Here is a 16,129-nt window from a genome sequence, read left to right as displayed (position 1 = left end):
ATGAAAACACTTAAGTTAATTCCATTTTTCCTGCTGTTGATACTTTCTTCCTGCAGCAGTGTTACTGTTTATTCTGATTACGACAAAACTGTCGATTTTACGCCTTATAAAAGATACGCTTACTTTAAGCCCGGAATTGACAAGGTCGAGATATCAGATTTAGATAAAAGAAGAATTCTTCGTGCTATCGATGATCAAATGCAGGCTAAAGGTTTTACTAAAAGCGATAATCCTGATTTACTTGTAAATATATTTACAAAATCAAGAGAACAAGTAGATGTAAATCAATTTAGTGCTGGCTGGGGTTACGGCTGGGGATGGGGATGGAATCCGTGGATGATGTATGGCGGTAACCAAACTACTGTTTCTACTTCTACCGAAGGAACTTTGTACATTGATTTAATTGATGCTAAAAAGAAAGAAATGATCTGGCAAGGTGAAGGTGTTGGAACTCTAACTCGAGACATCGATAAAAAAGATGAAAGAATTGCCGAGTTTGTTGGTAAAATTTTAGCACAATATCCTCCAGTTAAGAAATAGTATTCAGTTTCAGGTTACAGTGGAAATTTTCAGTTTATTTCATAAAACTTAAAATATTTCATGAGTACTTCGCAAAATAATTAATACATTTGCTATTCAAATAACAAAAAAATGACAAACTTTAGTAACATTATTATCGCTATTATTAGCATTATTGCAATTCAGCAGTAATGGCGAGGTGTTATATAAGTTTGTAAAAATATAATTTATAGAAACCTCCCAATTGGGAGGTTTTTTATTTTAAAAAGATTTTAAATAGCCAAGAATTGCACCAATTAGCACGAATTATTTTTTCTAAGAGAATAAAATTAGTGTCAATTCATGGAATTCGTGGCAAAAAAACAAAACATGATGAGTTTATTTAACGAAGTACTTAATGCAAAAAAGCAGCTCGCAGATGTAGTTGCCGCAACTCCTTTGACACAAAATTTGAATCTTTCAGATGAATTTAAAGCTACCGTTTTATTAAAAAGAGAAGATTTACAAATCGTTCGGTCGTATAAAATTAGAGGTGCTTACAATAAGATTTCTTCGTTAAACGAAAAAGAAAAAGCAAACGGAATTGTTTGCGCCAGTGCAGGAAATCATGCGCAGGGCGTTGCTTATTCTTGTAATCTTCTCCAAATAAACGGCAAAATTTATATGCCAAAAACTACGCCGAAACAAAAAGTAAAGCAAGTACAATTGTTCGGGAAATCGTTTGTTGAAATTGTTCTTACAGGGGATACTTTTGATGATGCCTACGCATCTGCAACTGCTGATGCGATCAAAAACCACAAAACATTTATCCATCCTTTTGACGATGAAAAAGTAATTGCAGGACAAGGAACTGTTGGTTTAGAAATCTTAGAAAGTTTTAAAGAACCTATTGATTACGTATTTGTGCCAATTGGCGGCGGCGGACTGGCTTCTGGTTTGTCTGAAGTTTTTAGACACTTAAGTCCGAATACAAAAATAATCGGCGTTGAACCAAAAGGAGCGCCTTCGATGAAAACATCGATTGAAGAAAATAAAAATACGCCGCTAAAAACCATTGATAAATTTGTAGACGGAGCTGCTGTTAAACAAGTTGGCGATAAAACTTTTGAAATCTGCCGCTACAACCTAGAAGATATTATTCTTGTTCCCGAAGGAAAAGTGTGCACAACAATTTTACGATTGTATAATGAAGAAGCTATGGTTGTTGAACCTGCGGGTGCGCTAACAATTGCTGCTTTAGACTTTTATAAAGATAAAATTAAAGACAAAAATGTGGTTTGCATTGTAAGCGGCAGTAATAATGATATTGAAAGAACTGCCGAAATAAAAGAACGTTCTTTACTTTACGAAGGTTTAATGCATTATTTTATGATTCAGTTTCCACAGCGTCCTGGGGCTTTAAAAGAATTTGTCAATAATATTTTAGGTCCAGATGATGACATCACGTATTTCCAGTTTGCTAAGAAAAACAGCCGCGAAGTGGGTTCTGTTGTTGTGGGTTTAGAGTTGAAAAACAAAAATGACATCATGCCAATTAAACTCAAAATGACTGAAAATGGTTTCGAATTTCAATATTTAAATGACAATCAAGATTTGTTCACACAATTAATTGGATAAAAATAAAAAGGCTGTCACATAAAATGACAGCCTTTCCAAATCAAATATAAAATTACTAATTGAATTCTAAACTTGTAATTACTGCTTTAGTATTTTTTTAGAATAAGAGCCTTCACCATCCGTAACTCGCACTACATAAACTCCTTTTGGCAATCTCGAAATCTCTATTTCTTGTTGATTTCCTTTGACAAAGTTTATAGTTTTCTTTAAAACAGGCTGTCCCGTTATATTAAATATTTGTACATCGGCACTGCCTTGATGATTGGTATCAATTTTTAAATAATTGCTGGCTTCATCAACAAAAACTGTCATATCATTTGAGCTCTCATTTTCAGCCACTACTGTTTCTACTGCCAAAGCACTTTTGGCTGCAGAAGACTCAACTTGCACGAATTGCCATTGTTGGTTCAAACCTCCAGTATAACTCCAAACTTGAATATTGGCTCCATTTGCTGTAGATACATTTTCAACATCTAGAGATTTTCCGCTGTTTACATTTATGATTTTGTAGTAACCGCCTCCTAAACTTGTCACAGTCCATTTGAATTCATTTGAAGACAAAAAAGTTTTTTGCTGCACCTTTAATCCATCTGCGGTACCGTTATTTTCCACAGCCAAGTACATTCCAGTTGATTTTACAATAATGTAATAATTCCCGCTTCCGTCAGAAACAAATTTCCAGCGCTGATTATTGCCGCCTCCGTTTGTTATATCATATTGCTGAATCCTTCCTCCGCTTGTAGTTGAATTATCAGCAACATCTAAACCTTTATTACTATTTCTTGAAATAATATTATAGTAACCAGGAAAACTAGTAACAGGAGGTGTTCCTGCTCCCCATGTAAAAGTTACTGCAGATGAAGCAGGAACTGCATAATTAAATGCCGATGATCCTGATACTACTTTTATTGTGTTTGATGATCCGCCGGAGTTATATACTACAAGTGCAATGGAACCATCAGGATTTTTAAATCCAACTGATGAAATACTGCCGCTTGTACTTGACGAACTAATTCTTACAGCTCCTGGTTTTACATATTTTGAAATTTGGCCAATAATATAAAATGCAACATTTTTAGTATAGGTAGTGCTATTATTAACTGTAATCGCTCCTAAACAAGTGTTACATCCGCCTGGAGTTCGCGGTCCTAAACTTGAATTATTTGCTGCATTCCATTCCAAAACTGTTTTCGACCAGTTATTTGTACTGCCTATCACAACATTTTGCATATGCCAGCCAAAATCACCGCTAAAACTTCCGCCTGAGCCTGTATATTGTTCTGTAAAATATACGTTTTTATTTGTGGCATTTCGTACTGTTGACATTGCCGATATATTTCCTAAATACAAATGAAAAGCTGCTCCATCTACATAGCTGCTATTATTCAAAACATCAGTAGGATATGCGGTGTTATCGCAGTTATGATCAAAAGCAATAATTTTGACATTTCCGTAACCTGCCGCAGTCATTTGAGGTCCAAGTTGTTGATTAATAAAATTCTTTTGTTCTGTCGAATTCATCAGCATACTTGGCTCATTATTTGGATTTTCTGGCTCGTTTTGTGGAGTAATTCCCCAAATCGGAATTCCCTGCGCCTGCATTGCCGCAATGTATTTCACAAAATATCTCGCATAAGCCGCATAATATTGTGTTTGTAAACTTCCTCCAACCCAAGAACCATTAGTTTTCATCCAGCGTGGTGCAGACCAAGGTGTAGCTAGTATTTTTATGTTTGGATTGATCTGCTGGATTTTTTTGATAATTGGAATTAAATATGTTAAATCAGGCCCGTTTAAGCTAAAATTGTTCATATTTGTATCGCCAGAAGTTTCATTGTAACTGTAAGATGAACTGCTTAAGTCAGAAGCTCCGATACTGATACGAACTACACTTGCATTTAATCCTGTTGTAGGATTATATAAATCATTTAGCAATTGGTTTTGCTGTGTTGCTGCCATACCGCTGATCACTTCACAACTGCCTTCAGTTAGGGTGTAACCAAATCCATCAATGGTTTGATAAGTTGTTCCCAGATTGACTGTGACTGTGGAAGGATTAGATCCTGAATTGGTTCCAAAGCTGACAGCAGATTGCTGCTGTAATAATTTGGTTTGATCTCCTGTTGTCATCCAAGGAGTTACAGTTTGTGCATTTAAGCTGTAAATAAATAATAGCATACTACTAAGAAGCAGTTTTCGCATTTTATTTACTCGCGCAGATGTTTGAGTAGTTTTGTGCATTTTTTTGTGGTTTTGGTTTTTGATAATTAGTTTTTCTTATTAATTTCCTTTTATTTTACTAAAACATCACAATATTATGAGTATTTTTACAATATTATCATTTTTAAAACTTTACAAATACACATCAAATTTAAAAATCAGATATAACAAAAACTCATCTCCTTGTTCTATAATTAACTAAGAATCATTAATTTAAAAAACAAAAAATCATAAAAAACTTACTTATACAAAGCTAAATAACTTATCAAAAAACAAAATAGTTATACAATTACCTTACAAAACGTGTTTATTGCGTATTTACAGGGATTAATGACAAATATCAGTATAGTGAAAAAAGTTAAATTGTATTTTTGCAATCTACTTTAAATACAATAAAATGGCAGATTTAAAAGATATTTCGACAATAGAAGACATTAAACAAATGGTCGACAGCTTTTATGGAAATGTTAGAAAAGATGATCTTATTGGTCCTATTTTTAATGATAAGCTGCAAGATCGCTGGGAACCGCATTTGCAAAAAATGTATAATTTCTGGCAGACTATTTTATTTGATGTCCGCGCTTATTCTGGAACTCCATTTCCACCACACAAACAACTGCCTGTTGATAAAACTCATTTTGACCGCTGGATTCAGATTTTCAATTCTACCATTGACTCACAATTTGCGGGTGTAATTACTGAAGAAGCTAAAATGCGTGCCGCAAATATGGCTTTTATGTTCAGTCATAAAATTGAATATTTCAGAAATGCCGAAAACGAGTTACGAAATTCCAGTAAAAAAGATTAAAAACTAATTGGTCAATAAAAAACAGATTCCTTAATTCGATATATTTGAATGAATTAATCTCAAATCTATATTTCTTATTTATGAAAAAAGTAATCTTGTTTTTTATAATTTGTTTTTCTTTTATAAATCATTCAAACGCACAATCTCAAGCTCCAGTTTCTAATTTATACAAAGGAACAGTTGACGGAAAAACTCCTATAACACTTTATATCAAAACAGAAGAAAATCCGTGTACTGCCGATTTAATGTTTACTTCAATGTATCGCTACAATAAATCAAATAATTGGATTCAGCTTGATATTACTCAAAACAGAAAAAAAGAGAATGAATTTGTCTTAGTCGAACATGGTTTCAGCGGTGTGTTAATCTTAAAGAAAACCGGCAATACGTTTACTGGTTTATGGATTAGCCCTGATGCTCAAAAACAGCTTAAGGTTGATTTAAAAGAGGCTTCAATGACTAAAAAGGAAATTGAAAACTTTGAAAAAACAATGGAAAAAGTCAATTATGAGAATAATGACTGCTAAAATTTTAACTATTACTCATTTCTCAAAATCTATAAAAACGCAATAAAAATCACTTTAGAATAAAAATATTGTGGTAAACAGCAAAAATTAGCGGTCTAAATTCGTAATTTTACATTCTAATCTACAACGTTTGCGAAATGAACCCAAATATTGAAACCAATCCGTTATTAGAGCGATTGCCTAAACATTTACAGCAATTTATTAAGCCTCAAGATTATAGTGATTATACTCCTATTAATCAAGCGGTTTGGAGATATGTTATGCGTAAAAACGTAGATTATCTTTCTAAAGTTGCCCATCATTCGTATTTAGAAGGTTTACGCAAAACTGGAATTGAGATCGATTCCATTCCGAGTATGTACGGAATGAATCGTATTTTGAGCGAAATTGGCTGGGCGGCAGTTGCCGTTGATGGATTTATTCCGCCAAATGCTTTTATGGAATTTCAGGCTTATAATGTTTTGGTTATTGCTTCGGATATCAGGCAATTAGAACATATTGAATATACTCCCGCACCAGACATCATTCACGAAGGTGCTGGCCACGCTCCTATTATTGCCAATCCTGAATATGCTGAATATTTGAGACGTTTTGGCGAAATTGGGTGCAAAGCCATTTCTTCTCATAAAGATTATCAAATGTACGAAGCGATTCGTCTGCTTTCTATTTTAAAGGAAGCCGAAGACACGCCGCAAGAAAAAATAGACGAAGCCGAAAAAGCTGTTGCCGATTTACAAAACAATATGGGCGAATTGTCTGAAATGGCGCAAATTAGAAACCTGCATTGGTGGACAGTTGAATATGGCTTAATCGGGACGGTTGAAGATCCTAAAATATATGGTGCCGGATTACTTTCTTCTATTGGTGAAAGTGCTTGGTGTATGACTGATAACGTGAAGAAGATTCCGTATGATATTTCAGCGGCGAATCAGAATTTTGATATTACGCAGTTACAGCCACAACTTTATGTAACGCCGACATTTTCTTATTTGAGTCTGATTTTAGAAGAATTTGCGAATAAAATGGCTTTGCGAACTGGAGGCCTTTCGGGAATTCAGAAATTGATTCAATCCAATGCTTTAGGAACAATTGAATTGAGTACAGGTTTACAAATTTCAGGAGTTTTTACCAATGTAATTGAAGACGAAGGAAAACCTGTTTACATTCAAACAACTGGAAAAACAGCATTGGCTTACCGCGAAAAAGAATTAGTCGGCCACGGAACTTTAACACATCCTCACGGTTTTGGAAGTCCTATTGGAAAATTGAAAGGTTTTAATCTGGCCATTGAAGACATGAGTCCGAAAGATCTGCAGGCTTACAGTATTGTAGAAAACGAGACTGTAAAACTGGAATTTGAAGGTAATATTATTGTTGAAGGTGAAATCATTACAGGTTCTAGAAATCTTCATGGAGAGATTATTTTAATCAGTTTTAGAAATTGTACGGTTACGCATGGTGAAACGATTTTGTTTCAGCCCGATTGGGGAAATTATGATATGGCGATTGGTAAAAAAGTTATATCTGCATTTTCTGGTCCAGCCGATGTGAACTCTTTCGATTTAATTAATATTGTTCCGACCACTAAAACTATAAAGGCAAAACATACTGAAGAGCGTGATGAATTAGAAATTCTATACGCAACAGTTCGTAACATTCGAAATAATAAAGACTCTAAAACCGAATTAAAGTCTGTTTTTGAAAAATTAAAAAATAATCATTCTAACGATTGGTTGTTATCAATTGAAATAGCAGAGCTTCTAAAAGATTCAGACGAAAAGCAGCTTTTACAAGAAGTATTGGTTTACTTGGATCAATTGAAGGTAAAACGTCCTGAAATTGCACATTTAATTTCTGGCGGATTGGATTTGATTTTTGATAGCTCTTTGCCTAATTTGCCACAAAGGCACTAAGGCGAGAAAGTTTTTATTATTTGAGTTTTTTAAGCTTATTTGTCATTTAGACGGAGGAGCAATTACACTCGGGATTCGACAAAGATTGACGATTAGAATTGCGAAATTTCTAGTGTGATTGCTCCTCCGTCAAAACGACAAGATTGCAAAAAAACCTTTGAACCTTTGCTACTCTGAACCTTTGTACCTTTCCTCTATAACTTCAAATCTTGATTCAGCTCAGTCTCAGATTCGATAACTTTCCCGTTGTATTGTAATTTCCAGCCCATTGAATTTGTCATAATTAAGATTTTTGACAATTCACTTATTAATCTATTTTGGGCATTTGTTTTTAGAGTAGATTTCTCAATTTTTTTAGCCAGATTGGCTTTTACTGATTTATTGATTTTATTGTAGTCATCTCCAGTAAACGGATTCAGTTTACTTTGTTCAACATCATAAAACTGAATATCTGGATTTATTGTAATTTCTTCTTTTGGGATATTTAATATGGTTATCGTTTTGTTTTTTTCATCGATGTCGTATTTCATTTGATGTAAATCGTAAGCAACAGTAACATTAGCATTTACTACAATTAGTGCTTTCTTTTCAAAAGAAACCAAATCCATTAAATATTTCTGCTGATTCTTATAAGTAACTACCTCAGAGAAATGACCTTCGGTTACGACCAATTTTCCGACGTTAAGAATCTGCTGCTGAATTAAATTAGTATTGTACTGAATATCAGAATCGTCTTCTTTTTTAAACTGACAATATTTAAAAGCCAGAACAATTAATAAAACGATGATACCAATACCTATAATTCTTTTGATTAAGTTTTGCATTCTAATAAAATATTTAGACCAATTTACTTCTTTTTTTACTATTCTTTGCCACGAATTGCACTAATTACACTAATTTTTTAAAATGTCAAATTTGACGTTCTTAATTTTTAATTTGTGAAATCGATAAAAAACATACAGCTAAGATTAGTGAAAATTCATGAAATTAGACACAAAAAATTAGAACGGATATCCGATCGCAATATTCAAAATCAGGTTGTCTTTTCTCCAAGAGCTATCTCCAAAATCAATCTTATCAATCACCCAGCGCTGCCCATCTGGAAGCGCAGGATTACGAAGCGGAATTGCTAAATCTGTTCTTAAAATCAAAAATGACAAATCAAAACGCAAACCTACTCCGGCACCAACTGCAAGTTCTTTCATAAAATCTTTTGAAATTTCAGCTGCTGGTTTATCTGGGTCGGCATTTAAAAGCCAAATATTTCCAGCATCCAAGAACACTGCTCCACGAACAATACTAAACAATTTAGCTCGATATTCTGTATTAAATTCCAACTTCAAATCTGCTGATTGATCTGGTGTGTAATTATTATTTGTTGTCGGCGGAATCACATAACTACCCGGTCCTAACGTTCTGGCTCTAAAAGCTCTAATACTATTCGTTCCTCCTACGACAAACTGTTTTGAAGTTGGAAGTGTATTTGAGTTTCCATAAGCAAATCCAGCACCGAGAATTAATCGGCTTGCTAATTCGCTTTCTTTTCCGAGTTTTAAATAATGTCTGAAATCTGTTTTGATTTTTACATATTGGCTAAACGGAACATCGAATATAGTCTTTACATTATCTTTCTTATAATTGGCACCTGTAACCAATCCTGTAATATTTCCCGCTAAATCCAATTCACCATTAAAATAGATGGTATTTTTTCGGCGTTTCTGCATGGTATTCGTATAGGTATAATTGTAAGTCGGACCAAAAATCAACTGTTTTTCAATTACTTTTCCAAGCGCAGGATCTTCTTTTATATCTGCCAAATATTCTGGTGTAACATGATTTGGACTCACATACGTAACATCAATAACATTTAATTGATGTTCTTTACGAATATTTTCTTTCCATAAATAACCAAATGAAGTGTTGAAAGAATTCAAGGCATACAACTGTGTTCTTTTTTGATATTCGTAACGCAAAGTTGCTTTAGTTCTTGGCACAAATTCGCTGTTTCCTTGTATATTAAATGGCGTTATAAATCGTGGCCAAGTCAAACTAACTTCCCCTCCGAGTTTATAAATATTTTTTCCTCTATTCACTCCCCCAAGCTGGAAATCAGCTCCTCCAAAGACCGAAGCTGTAAATAATTCTGCTCCTCTAAAAAAGTTTCGATTGTTCCAATTTAAATTTAATTCTGTCCCCGTGTAACTTGCTGAATTGGTTTTACCTATAACTTCAACACGAATAAACTTTTTAGGAAGCAAGGTTAAATAATAGTAGGAATTTAAAGCATTTGGAATCGAATCAGACGGTTTAAATTCGTTTTTCACAAAACTGAATGTTCCCAGATTTACAAATCGGTTTAAAGTTAAATTGTGATCTTTTCTATTGTATAAATCTCCTTTTTTAAAGTAAATCGTTCGATCATAAACTCTTGGTTTAAAAGTTTCTGCAGTGTCTATTATTGTAAAATCTTTGTATTGTGTGATATTTCTTTTTCGATAAACGGCACTATCGTTTGTAAGTGAGTAATTTGGATAAACAAATATTTTATCAATCTTGTAAGAAGTCAGCGCTTTTACTGGCGTATCATCTTTAATTACAAGTCTAATTTTTACTTCATGATTTCCTTTAGTACTGTCTACTTTTGCTAAAATATAATCTGGATTAAAATAAAAATATCCATTTTCTTTTAATCTCGCATCAATACGTTCTCTCTCGGCTTTAATGACATCCAAATCGTAAGGTTTTCCAACTTTAAGAAGACTTCTACGGTGGCTCTTGGCTATAATCTTTGATATTCTTAAAGAGTCATCAGGGAAAGTAACACTTTTTATAATGTATTGCTGTTTCGGAGTAACGGTGTATTCTGCAGTTACTCTTTTATTTCGAACAGTCGAATCGGCGCTTACACGGCTTTTAAAATAACCTCTGTTTTCCGTAAAATTTCGCAAAACCGATGCGTTATAATCCAAATCAACTTTGCTGAATAAAACCGGTGCTTCTCCCACTTTATTTCGAAGCCAATATCGTGTTCCTTTTTGTTTTTTAGGTTCTCCAGCCAAATTATAAATCCATAATTTAGGACGTAAACCGAAAATCTGTTTATTAGGTTTTGGACGCAATAAATCTTTCAATTCAGTTTCCAGCGCCTTACGGTCTTTCTTTTTCATCAGCGAATCTTTTACGGTAACCGAACCGCCGACATAAAGCAAATCGCCTTCTGGAAGATATTTGGTATTACTGCATCCTACAATAAAAAACAAGGAAAACAGTGCCATACACTTGATATAAAATTGTCTTATATGTTTATGTTTTCTGCTCATTTCCTTCAATTTGTTTTTCTTCCTGATTTTGTATTTCTGGTTTTTCTTTTGCTTCTTTTTCTTTCTGTTTTTGTTTTTCTTTTCGAATTTTTTCTTCGCGAATCATTTCTTTTTCCTGCTCACTGCGATGAAACAACTCTCTAAATTTGTTGTAACTCATTGTAATCACAAATGCAACTCCTGTTTCAACAACCTGACCTTCAACAGCAACTTGATATTGGTTTTTTCTATAGGCACGAACCATATATCTTCCGTCTTTTGTTAATTGATAATCTAAAGCAACATCGCCGGCAATATTTGTACTTTCTTCATTGGCACGTTCCTGTCCTTCAACACCAAAACTGCTTCCCACGGTTACTTTCAATCTATCATCCAGCAATCTTTTAGAAACTTCAACATTCAGGTCGGTTCTATTCTGCATAGTTCCAGTTGTATAATCTTCTGTAGATTCTAAGTCAAAATTTACTTCAAATCCGGTAATCAATTCGCCTGCAAGATTGTTTAACTGCTGCGAAAGTATTTTACTTACACTTTGTCTGGCAAAAGATTCAGCACTTGCGCCGCCGCTTTCGCTCGAAAACGGATTTTCTCCAACAAATCTATTTAATAATAAAAGTGCAAAAACCTGCTTATTTAATTCTGCTGGATCTTGTTCCAGTTGTTTTAATCTTGTCTGCGTAAGTTCAACCACATCTGAAGCAACATTATAATTTCCTTCCGGAAGTGTAATTCCAAAAGAGATTTCTGGTTTCATCAGCTCTCCGTTCATCTTTAATAAAGTCTGAAAAGGAAGTTTTTGTTTGTATGTATTTTGCACCGTTTGAGGTTCGCTTTTTAACTGATTACCCAATAAATCAATCGGCGCTGCATCTACTTTATAAATGGCGGTTATATTTAAGTTGGCTAATGTCGGTTCGCCATTCCATGTGATGTAACTTCCTTTCTGAATATCAAATTTTCTTCTGATGCCGTTGAAATTCATTTCGTAAGCTCCATCAGAAAACTCATATTTACCAGTCAGAGTCGTTTTACCCGATTGATCGATTCCTCCGACTAATTCTGCTTCACCTTTTAATTTTAAATAATCGCCATTTCCTTTATCGATCAGCAAAGTTAATTCTGCTTCTTTATCAATCGTAATGGCAACGTTTACATCCATTCCTTTTAGTTCCGATTGATCGAGTTTATTCTGCATGTCAACAGTTTGTTTCAGATACATATTATCTTCATCAACAAACTCTACAATTCCTTCTCGATCTGCAATTGAAGGATCTGACTGCGGCAATACAACCGTAAATTTGGTTTCTTTATTTATTTTAATCGTTCCGTCGACAACTGGACTATCCAAATTTCCTTTGATATTCAATTTGGTATCCAAAAACAAATCACCATAGAATAAATCATTATCTGCTGCTTTAGAGTTTATGGCTCTAAAATCATTTGCTTCTACCAGAAGATTAAAATTATACTTCACAAAATCAGCCGATTGAATTGTTCCGTTAACATACAATTCGTTGTCATTTTCATCAAAAAGAGAGAACTTATCAAATGAAATCGTTTCATTATTAAACGTGATTTTTTCTTGTCCAATTTTAAAGTACGAATTCAATTGTGTAACTCTAAAAGCGGCATCATTAAAATTCAATTCGCCATTAATTTTAGGAGCCGAAGTATTTCCTGTCAATTTAAAATTTCCAGAAAGAAAACCTTTTCCTTCTGTTATATTTCCCATACTAAAACCTTGAACACTTTTGATATTCAACTTATTAATTGCAACATCAAAATCAAAATTTCCAACATCTAGTTTATAATCTCCAGTTAATTTTACATCATTTCCTTCGTCGCTTAAAGCAACATTCGCAGCAAGCGTATTAGCGGTTTTATTATCTACTTTTATTTCTAAATCACCTACTTTTTCAGCTTTAAAAGTAAAATCATCAATTTTTAAATCTGATGTAAATGTCGGATTGGTCATAACGTTTTCGACCAAAGCATTTCCGTTTATTAGACCCTGCATCAACAACTCATCTTTTTTAACCATGTTCATAATGGTTTCAATTTTGAAGTTTACAAAATCAACTTGAAGCGGTGCATTATTCTGAGTTCCCTGCGACTGAATTTTTAATTCATTACCAGAGTTATCTAAATAGAATTTGTTGATATAAAGTCTTTTATCTCCAAACTCAATCGAATTTTCGGGATCAACGTTCCATTTATCATAATTTAAAACGAAGTTCTCTGCGTCAATTTTAAAAATGTTTTTAGAATTTTCATGGTTCAGATTTCCAGCAATGTAGTATTGTTGTTTGTCTTTAACATCTTTCACTTCCAGCGCATACGTTAAGACGTTGTTTTCTACTTTTCCAGACAAACTAGTAAACGGAATTTTAAGAGAACCGCTTTCGATAGTGGCAACAGAAACCAAATATTCTAAAGCATTTTCTTTTGCTTCAATATTGATTCTTCCGTCTGAAATAGTGTTATCGGCATAAACAATTCTCGGAATAGTTCCTTTTATGGCTAAAGAATCTGTTTGATTGTTATAATTTCCATTTATGGTAAAAGGTTCTAATCCAGTTAATTTTGGTAATAATTTAAAAAGAACAGGATCATTATCTACTTTTAATTTGAATGCCAATCGCTGTTCGTCAGATTCTGCATTGACTTTCGGATTTTGAAGGTCAATATATTTAGACAATGATTTTTGAATTGAATTTGATAAAGTGGTCAACTTATATTTTCCTACTACTTCGGCTTTTAAAAATTGTGACGAAATTTTAATCGAATTACTGTCTTTATCTGCAAAAGCAAGAACGCGGATCGAATCTAAAACAATTGGTTCGGCATCCTTTAAGATCTGAATGTTCGAAAGAAAAACTTTTCCGTTTAAGAAATCAGGATTGCTGTTTGCGATATCAGCATCAACATTTCCACGAAGCTTCATTGGCCCGGCATGCAGATTCAGTTTTTCTAGATCGGCAATATCTAGATTTAGTTTTAATTTTATGCTTGGATATTTGTCTTTTGTATCACCTGAAGCCGTCAAATCAAAATTTAGATTTGGATCTTTCATTCCAGATTTTACGGCAAAAGAACCATTTTCAATATTTCCTTTTAAAGCTAAATCTTTGTACGTATAGCGATTAAAAACAGCTTTTTGCACCAGACCATCAATTGCAGCATTTGCCGTTTTTGGGTCTAAACCATTTCCTTTTACTTTCGCTTTAAGCGTAATTTTTCCGATCGAATCGTTTTTAATTAATCGGCCTACATTAAAATCCAATAAATAAACGGTTGCATCGTATTTTTCTCTTTTTTTAAGACGCTGATCAAATAAAGCATCAACTTTGGCATTTCCGAAACTGCTTTTTAAGGCGAGATTGGTTTTAAAGTTTTGAACCGATCCTTTAAATTTTCCCTGCAGATTTAGTTGAGAAGGCAATTGAATGTTTTTGGGAATTGTCCCAGCCGGCACAAACATATTAATGTCTTTTGCAGTGCTCGAAATGTTTTTAATATTCAAGTCGTAATAAGCTTTTTGCGCATCCGGCAGTCCGGCGATTTTCCCCGAAAGGGAAACTTTTGTAGAACCTATTCCGCTCATTTCGAATTTCGAAATATTCAGATCTTTTACTTTTCCATTTACTCGGCTGTCTACATACAAAATTGCATTTGGATTACTCTTAAACGGATTTGTTTTTTGCAAATCTGGCACAAATAATAAGATATCTTTGAAACCAATTTTTGATTGTTTCAAATTAGCATCAACAGCAAAATTTCCTAAATCTTTTTGAAGAGATTCCAGCGATTTGTATGCTGCTTTAATTTTATCCTGCACAAGGGTTTGAGGCGTTTTCAAATACAAATTATTCAAATACGCATTTTTTGGTCCGTAGAAGAAATCTGTTTTTAAAGCCTGAATTTGTAAACCGCTTTTTTCGTTTACGGTAAGTGTTTTTATGTTTCCAGAAATCGTATCGTTTGCATAATATAATTTCTCTGCTTTGAAATTGAATTTACTCAAATCTAAATGACTGTAATCTAAACCTTTTGTTTTGGGTTTTGACTGCATATCATCAAATTTAAAAGCTATATTTTCTAGACTGGCATCATTCAGCTTAACTTTCCAGCCTGCTTGTTTGATAGAAGTTGAGTCTAAATCCGGCGCTTGAATTTGTTTATCTTTTGCACCTAATCGTAAATTTCCGCTAAGGTTTTTCACTTCAAATGTGTCAAAATCTAAAAGCTGTTTATTGAGATCAATTTCGTTTACAGCCAAATTCAAATTCCCTAAACGAATGCCCGAATTTAATTTTGAATCTTTATTGTCGTATAAAATATCAATTTTAGATAAAGTGATTTTATCCAGCGCAAGTTTAAAATCTGGTCTTTTTGAAATCGTATCGACAGTCTTAACTGAAACTTCAGCAATTCTTTCCACAACATCTTGATCTAAAACTACTTTTAAGCCATTTAAATTGATATTCGGAATATTAAAATCCATTTTATCAAGGTCAAATTTCTTGAATTTGGTATCAAAATGGGTCAGATTTACACGAATATCATTTTTAGAAAAATCATCTTTAAAATTGAATTTTACTTGATCGAGATTTACTTTTACTACAGAAATTTTGAAAGGTTTGGCATCTGGATCTTCAACTTTTGGTTCTTTAGATTCAAACGCTTTTATAATATAATCGAAATTAAAAACCCCATCTTTATTTCTTGAAATATTAGCTTTTACATTTTCAAGTGAAACTGAATTGATTTCAAGTTCGCTGCTTACGAGTTTAAAAAGATCAACATCAACTTCTAATCGTTTACCAGCCAGTAACGTATCTTTTTTCTGGTCTTCAAAATAAAAACCTTCCAGCACTACATCTTTTGGAAATTTAATGGAAATATGATCTAAAGAAACCTTGGTTTTAATCTTATTATGAAGATAAGTAATCGCTTTATCCTTAACGAAATTCTGAACCGACGGAACTTGAATTAATATGATAAGAAGAAGTAAAAGTGCCACTATAGAAACCACGCACCATAACAGTACACGAAGTGTTTTTTTTAAATAATGAATGGGTTTCTTATTCATACGTCAATAAAATACATGATTAAATTGCTTCTGAAAAAAGCATAATTAGACATTTTACAAAAATGTAAAATTTAAACTTTAACAATTTACACAATTATCAGGAATTATTCTAA

At 33.3% G+C, this 16,129-nt stretch carries 9 protein-coding genes; 5 read left to right on the top strand and 4 right to left on the bottom strand.

Features of this window, described 5'->3' with window-relative positions; genetic code table 11:
• Both EDB96_RS05375 and ilvA read left to right on the top strand, forming a co-directional pair.
• The gene (locus EDB96_RS05375; RefSeq protein WP_134139565.1) at positions 1-540 is read left to right on the top strand and encodes a DUF4136 domain-containing protein; all 540 of its coding nucleotides are present in this window, start codon (positions 1-3) and stop codon (positions 538-540) included.
• Positions 541-891: 351 nt separating this feature from the next.
• Positions 892-2,136 carry a threonine ammonia-lyase IlvA gene (gene ilvA, locus EDB96_RS05370; RefSeq protein WP_134139670.1) on the top strand — a complete coding sequence of 415 codons (1,245 nt, stop codon included), beginning with the start codon at positions 892-894 and terminating at the stop codon, positions 2,134-2,136.
• 78 nt (positions 2,137-2,214) lie between these two features.
• On the opposite strand, the gene EDB96_RS05365 is transcribed toward ilvA, so the two are convergent.
• The gene (locus tag EDB96_RS05365; protein ID WP_134139563.1) at positions 2,215-4,377 is read right to left on the bottom strand and encodes an RICIN domain-containing protein; all 2,163 of its coding nucleotides are present in this window, start codon (positions 4,375-4,377) and stop codon (positions 2,215-2,217) included.
• Positions 4,378-4,753: 376 nt separating this feature from the next.
• Here EDB96_RS05365 and EDB96_RS05360 point away from each other — a divergent pair, with 376 nt between their 5' ends.
• The 3 genes from EDB96_RS05360 to EDB96_RS05350 all read left to right on the top strand — a co-directional run bounded on the left by EDB96_RS05360 (position 4,754) and on the right by EDB96_RS05350 (position 7,604).
• Positions 4,754-5,164 carry a group III truncated hemoglobin gene (locus EDB96_RS05360; protein ID WP_134139561.1) on the top strand — a complete coding sequence of 137 codons (411 nt, stop codon included), beginning with the start codon at positions 4,754-4,756 and terminating at the stop codon, positions 5,162-5,164.
• Positions 5,165-5,244: 80 nt separating this feature from the next.
• Positions 5,245-5,691 carry a hypothetical protein gene (locus tag EDB96_RS05355; protein WP_134139560.1) on the top strand — a complete coding sequence of 149 codons (447 nt, stop codon included), beginning with the start codon at positions 5,245-5,247 and terminating at the stop codon, positions 5,689-5,691.
• A 137-nt stretch (positions 5,692-5,828) separates the two neighbouring features.
• Positions 5,829-7,604: an aromatic amino acid hydroxylase gene (locus EDB96_RS05350; protein ID WP_134139558.1), complete on the top strand. Its 1,776-nt coding sequence runs from the start codon at positions 5,829-5,831 to the stop codon at positions 7,602-7,604.
• 194 nt (positions 7,605-7,798) lie between these two features.
• Here EDB96_RS05350 and EDB96_RS05345 read toward each other — a convergent pair whose 3' ends face one another.
• From EDB96_RS05345 to EDB96_RS05335, 3 genes are all read right to left on the bottom strand, one after another.
• The gene (locus tag EDB96_RS05345; RefSeq protein ID WP_134139557.1) at positions 7,799-8,428 is read right to left on the bottom strand and encodes a DUF4230 domain-containing protein; all 630 of its coding nucleotides are present in this window, start codon (positions 8,426-8,428) and stop codon (positions 7,799-7,801) included.
• Positions 8,429-8,605: 177 nt separating this feature from the next.
• Positions 8,606-10,924 (bottom strand): BamA/TamA family outer membrane protein, encoded by a 2,319-nt coding sequence (locus EDB96_RS05340; protein ID WP_134139555.1) that lies wholly within the window; start codon positions 10,922-10,924, stop codon positions 8,606-8,608.
• The gene (locus tag EDB96_RS05335) at positions 10,908-16,016 is read right to left on the bottom strand and encodes a translocation/assembly module TamB (RefSeq protein WP_134139553.1); all 5,109 of its coding nucleotides are present in this window, start codon (positions 16,014-16,016) and stop codon (positions 10,908-10,910) included. The genes EDB96_RS05340 and EDB96_RS05335 overlap by 17 nt, the downstream gene beginning before the upstream one ends.
• Positions 16,017-16,129 lie beyond the last annotated feature (113 nt).

This window comes from Flavobacterium sp. S87F.05.LMB.W.Kidney.N, from assembly GCF_004366435.1.
Classification (GTDB): Bacteria; Bacteroidota; Bacteroidia; order Flavobacteriales; family Flavobacteriaceae; genus Flavobacterium.
The sequence above is the reverse complement of the archived record's forward strand: the minus strand, read 5'-3'. Positions and strand labels throughout refer to the sequence as shown.

Bases quoted from the DNA above. Each gene is read 5' to 3' on its own strand.
- EDB96_RS05360 (WP_134139561.1), top strand. From the start codon at position 4,754: ATGGCAGATTTAAAAGATATTTCGACAATAGAAGACATTAAACAAATG.
- EDB96_RS05355 (WP_134139560.1), top strand. From the start codon at position 5,245: ATGAAAAAAGTAATCTTGTTTTTTATAATTTGTTTTTCTTTTATAAAT.
- EDB96_RS05365 (WP_134139563.1), bottom strand. From the start codon at position 4,377: ATGCACAAAACTACTCAAACATCTGCGCGAGTAAATAAAATGCGAAAA.
- EDB96_RS05375 (WP_134139565.1), top strand. From the start codon at position 1: ATGAAAACACTTAAGTTAATTCCATTTTTCCTGCTGTTGATACTTTCT.
- EDB96_RS05345 (WP_134139557.1), bottom strand. From the start codon at position 8,428: ATGCAAAACTTAATCAAAAGAATTATAGGTATTGGTATCATCGTTTTA.
- EDB96_RS05350 (WP_134139558.1), top strand. From the start codon at position 5,829: ATGAACCCAAATATTGAAACCAATCCGTTATTAGAGCGATTGCCTAAA.
- ilvA (WP_134139670.1), top strand. From the start codon at position 892: ATGAGTTTATTTAACGAAGTACTTAATGCAAAAAAGCAGCTCGCAGAT.
- EDB96_RS05340 (WP_134139555.1), bottom strand. From the start codon at position 10,924: ATGAGCAGAAAACATAAACATATAAGACAATTTTATATCAAGTGTATG.
- EDB96_RS05335 (WP_134139553.1), bottom strand. From the start codon at position 16,016: ATGAATAAGAAACCCATTCATTATTTAAAAAAAACACTTCGTGTACTG.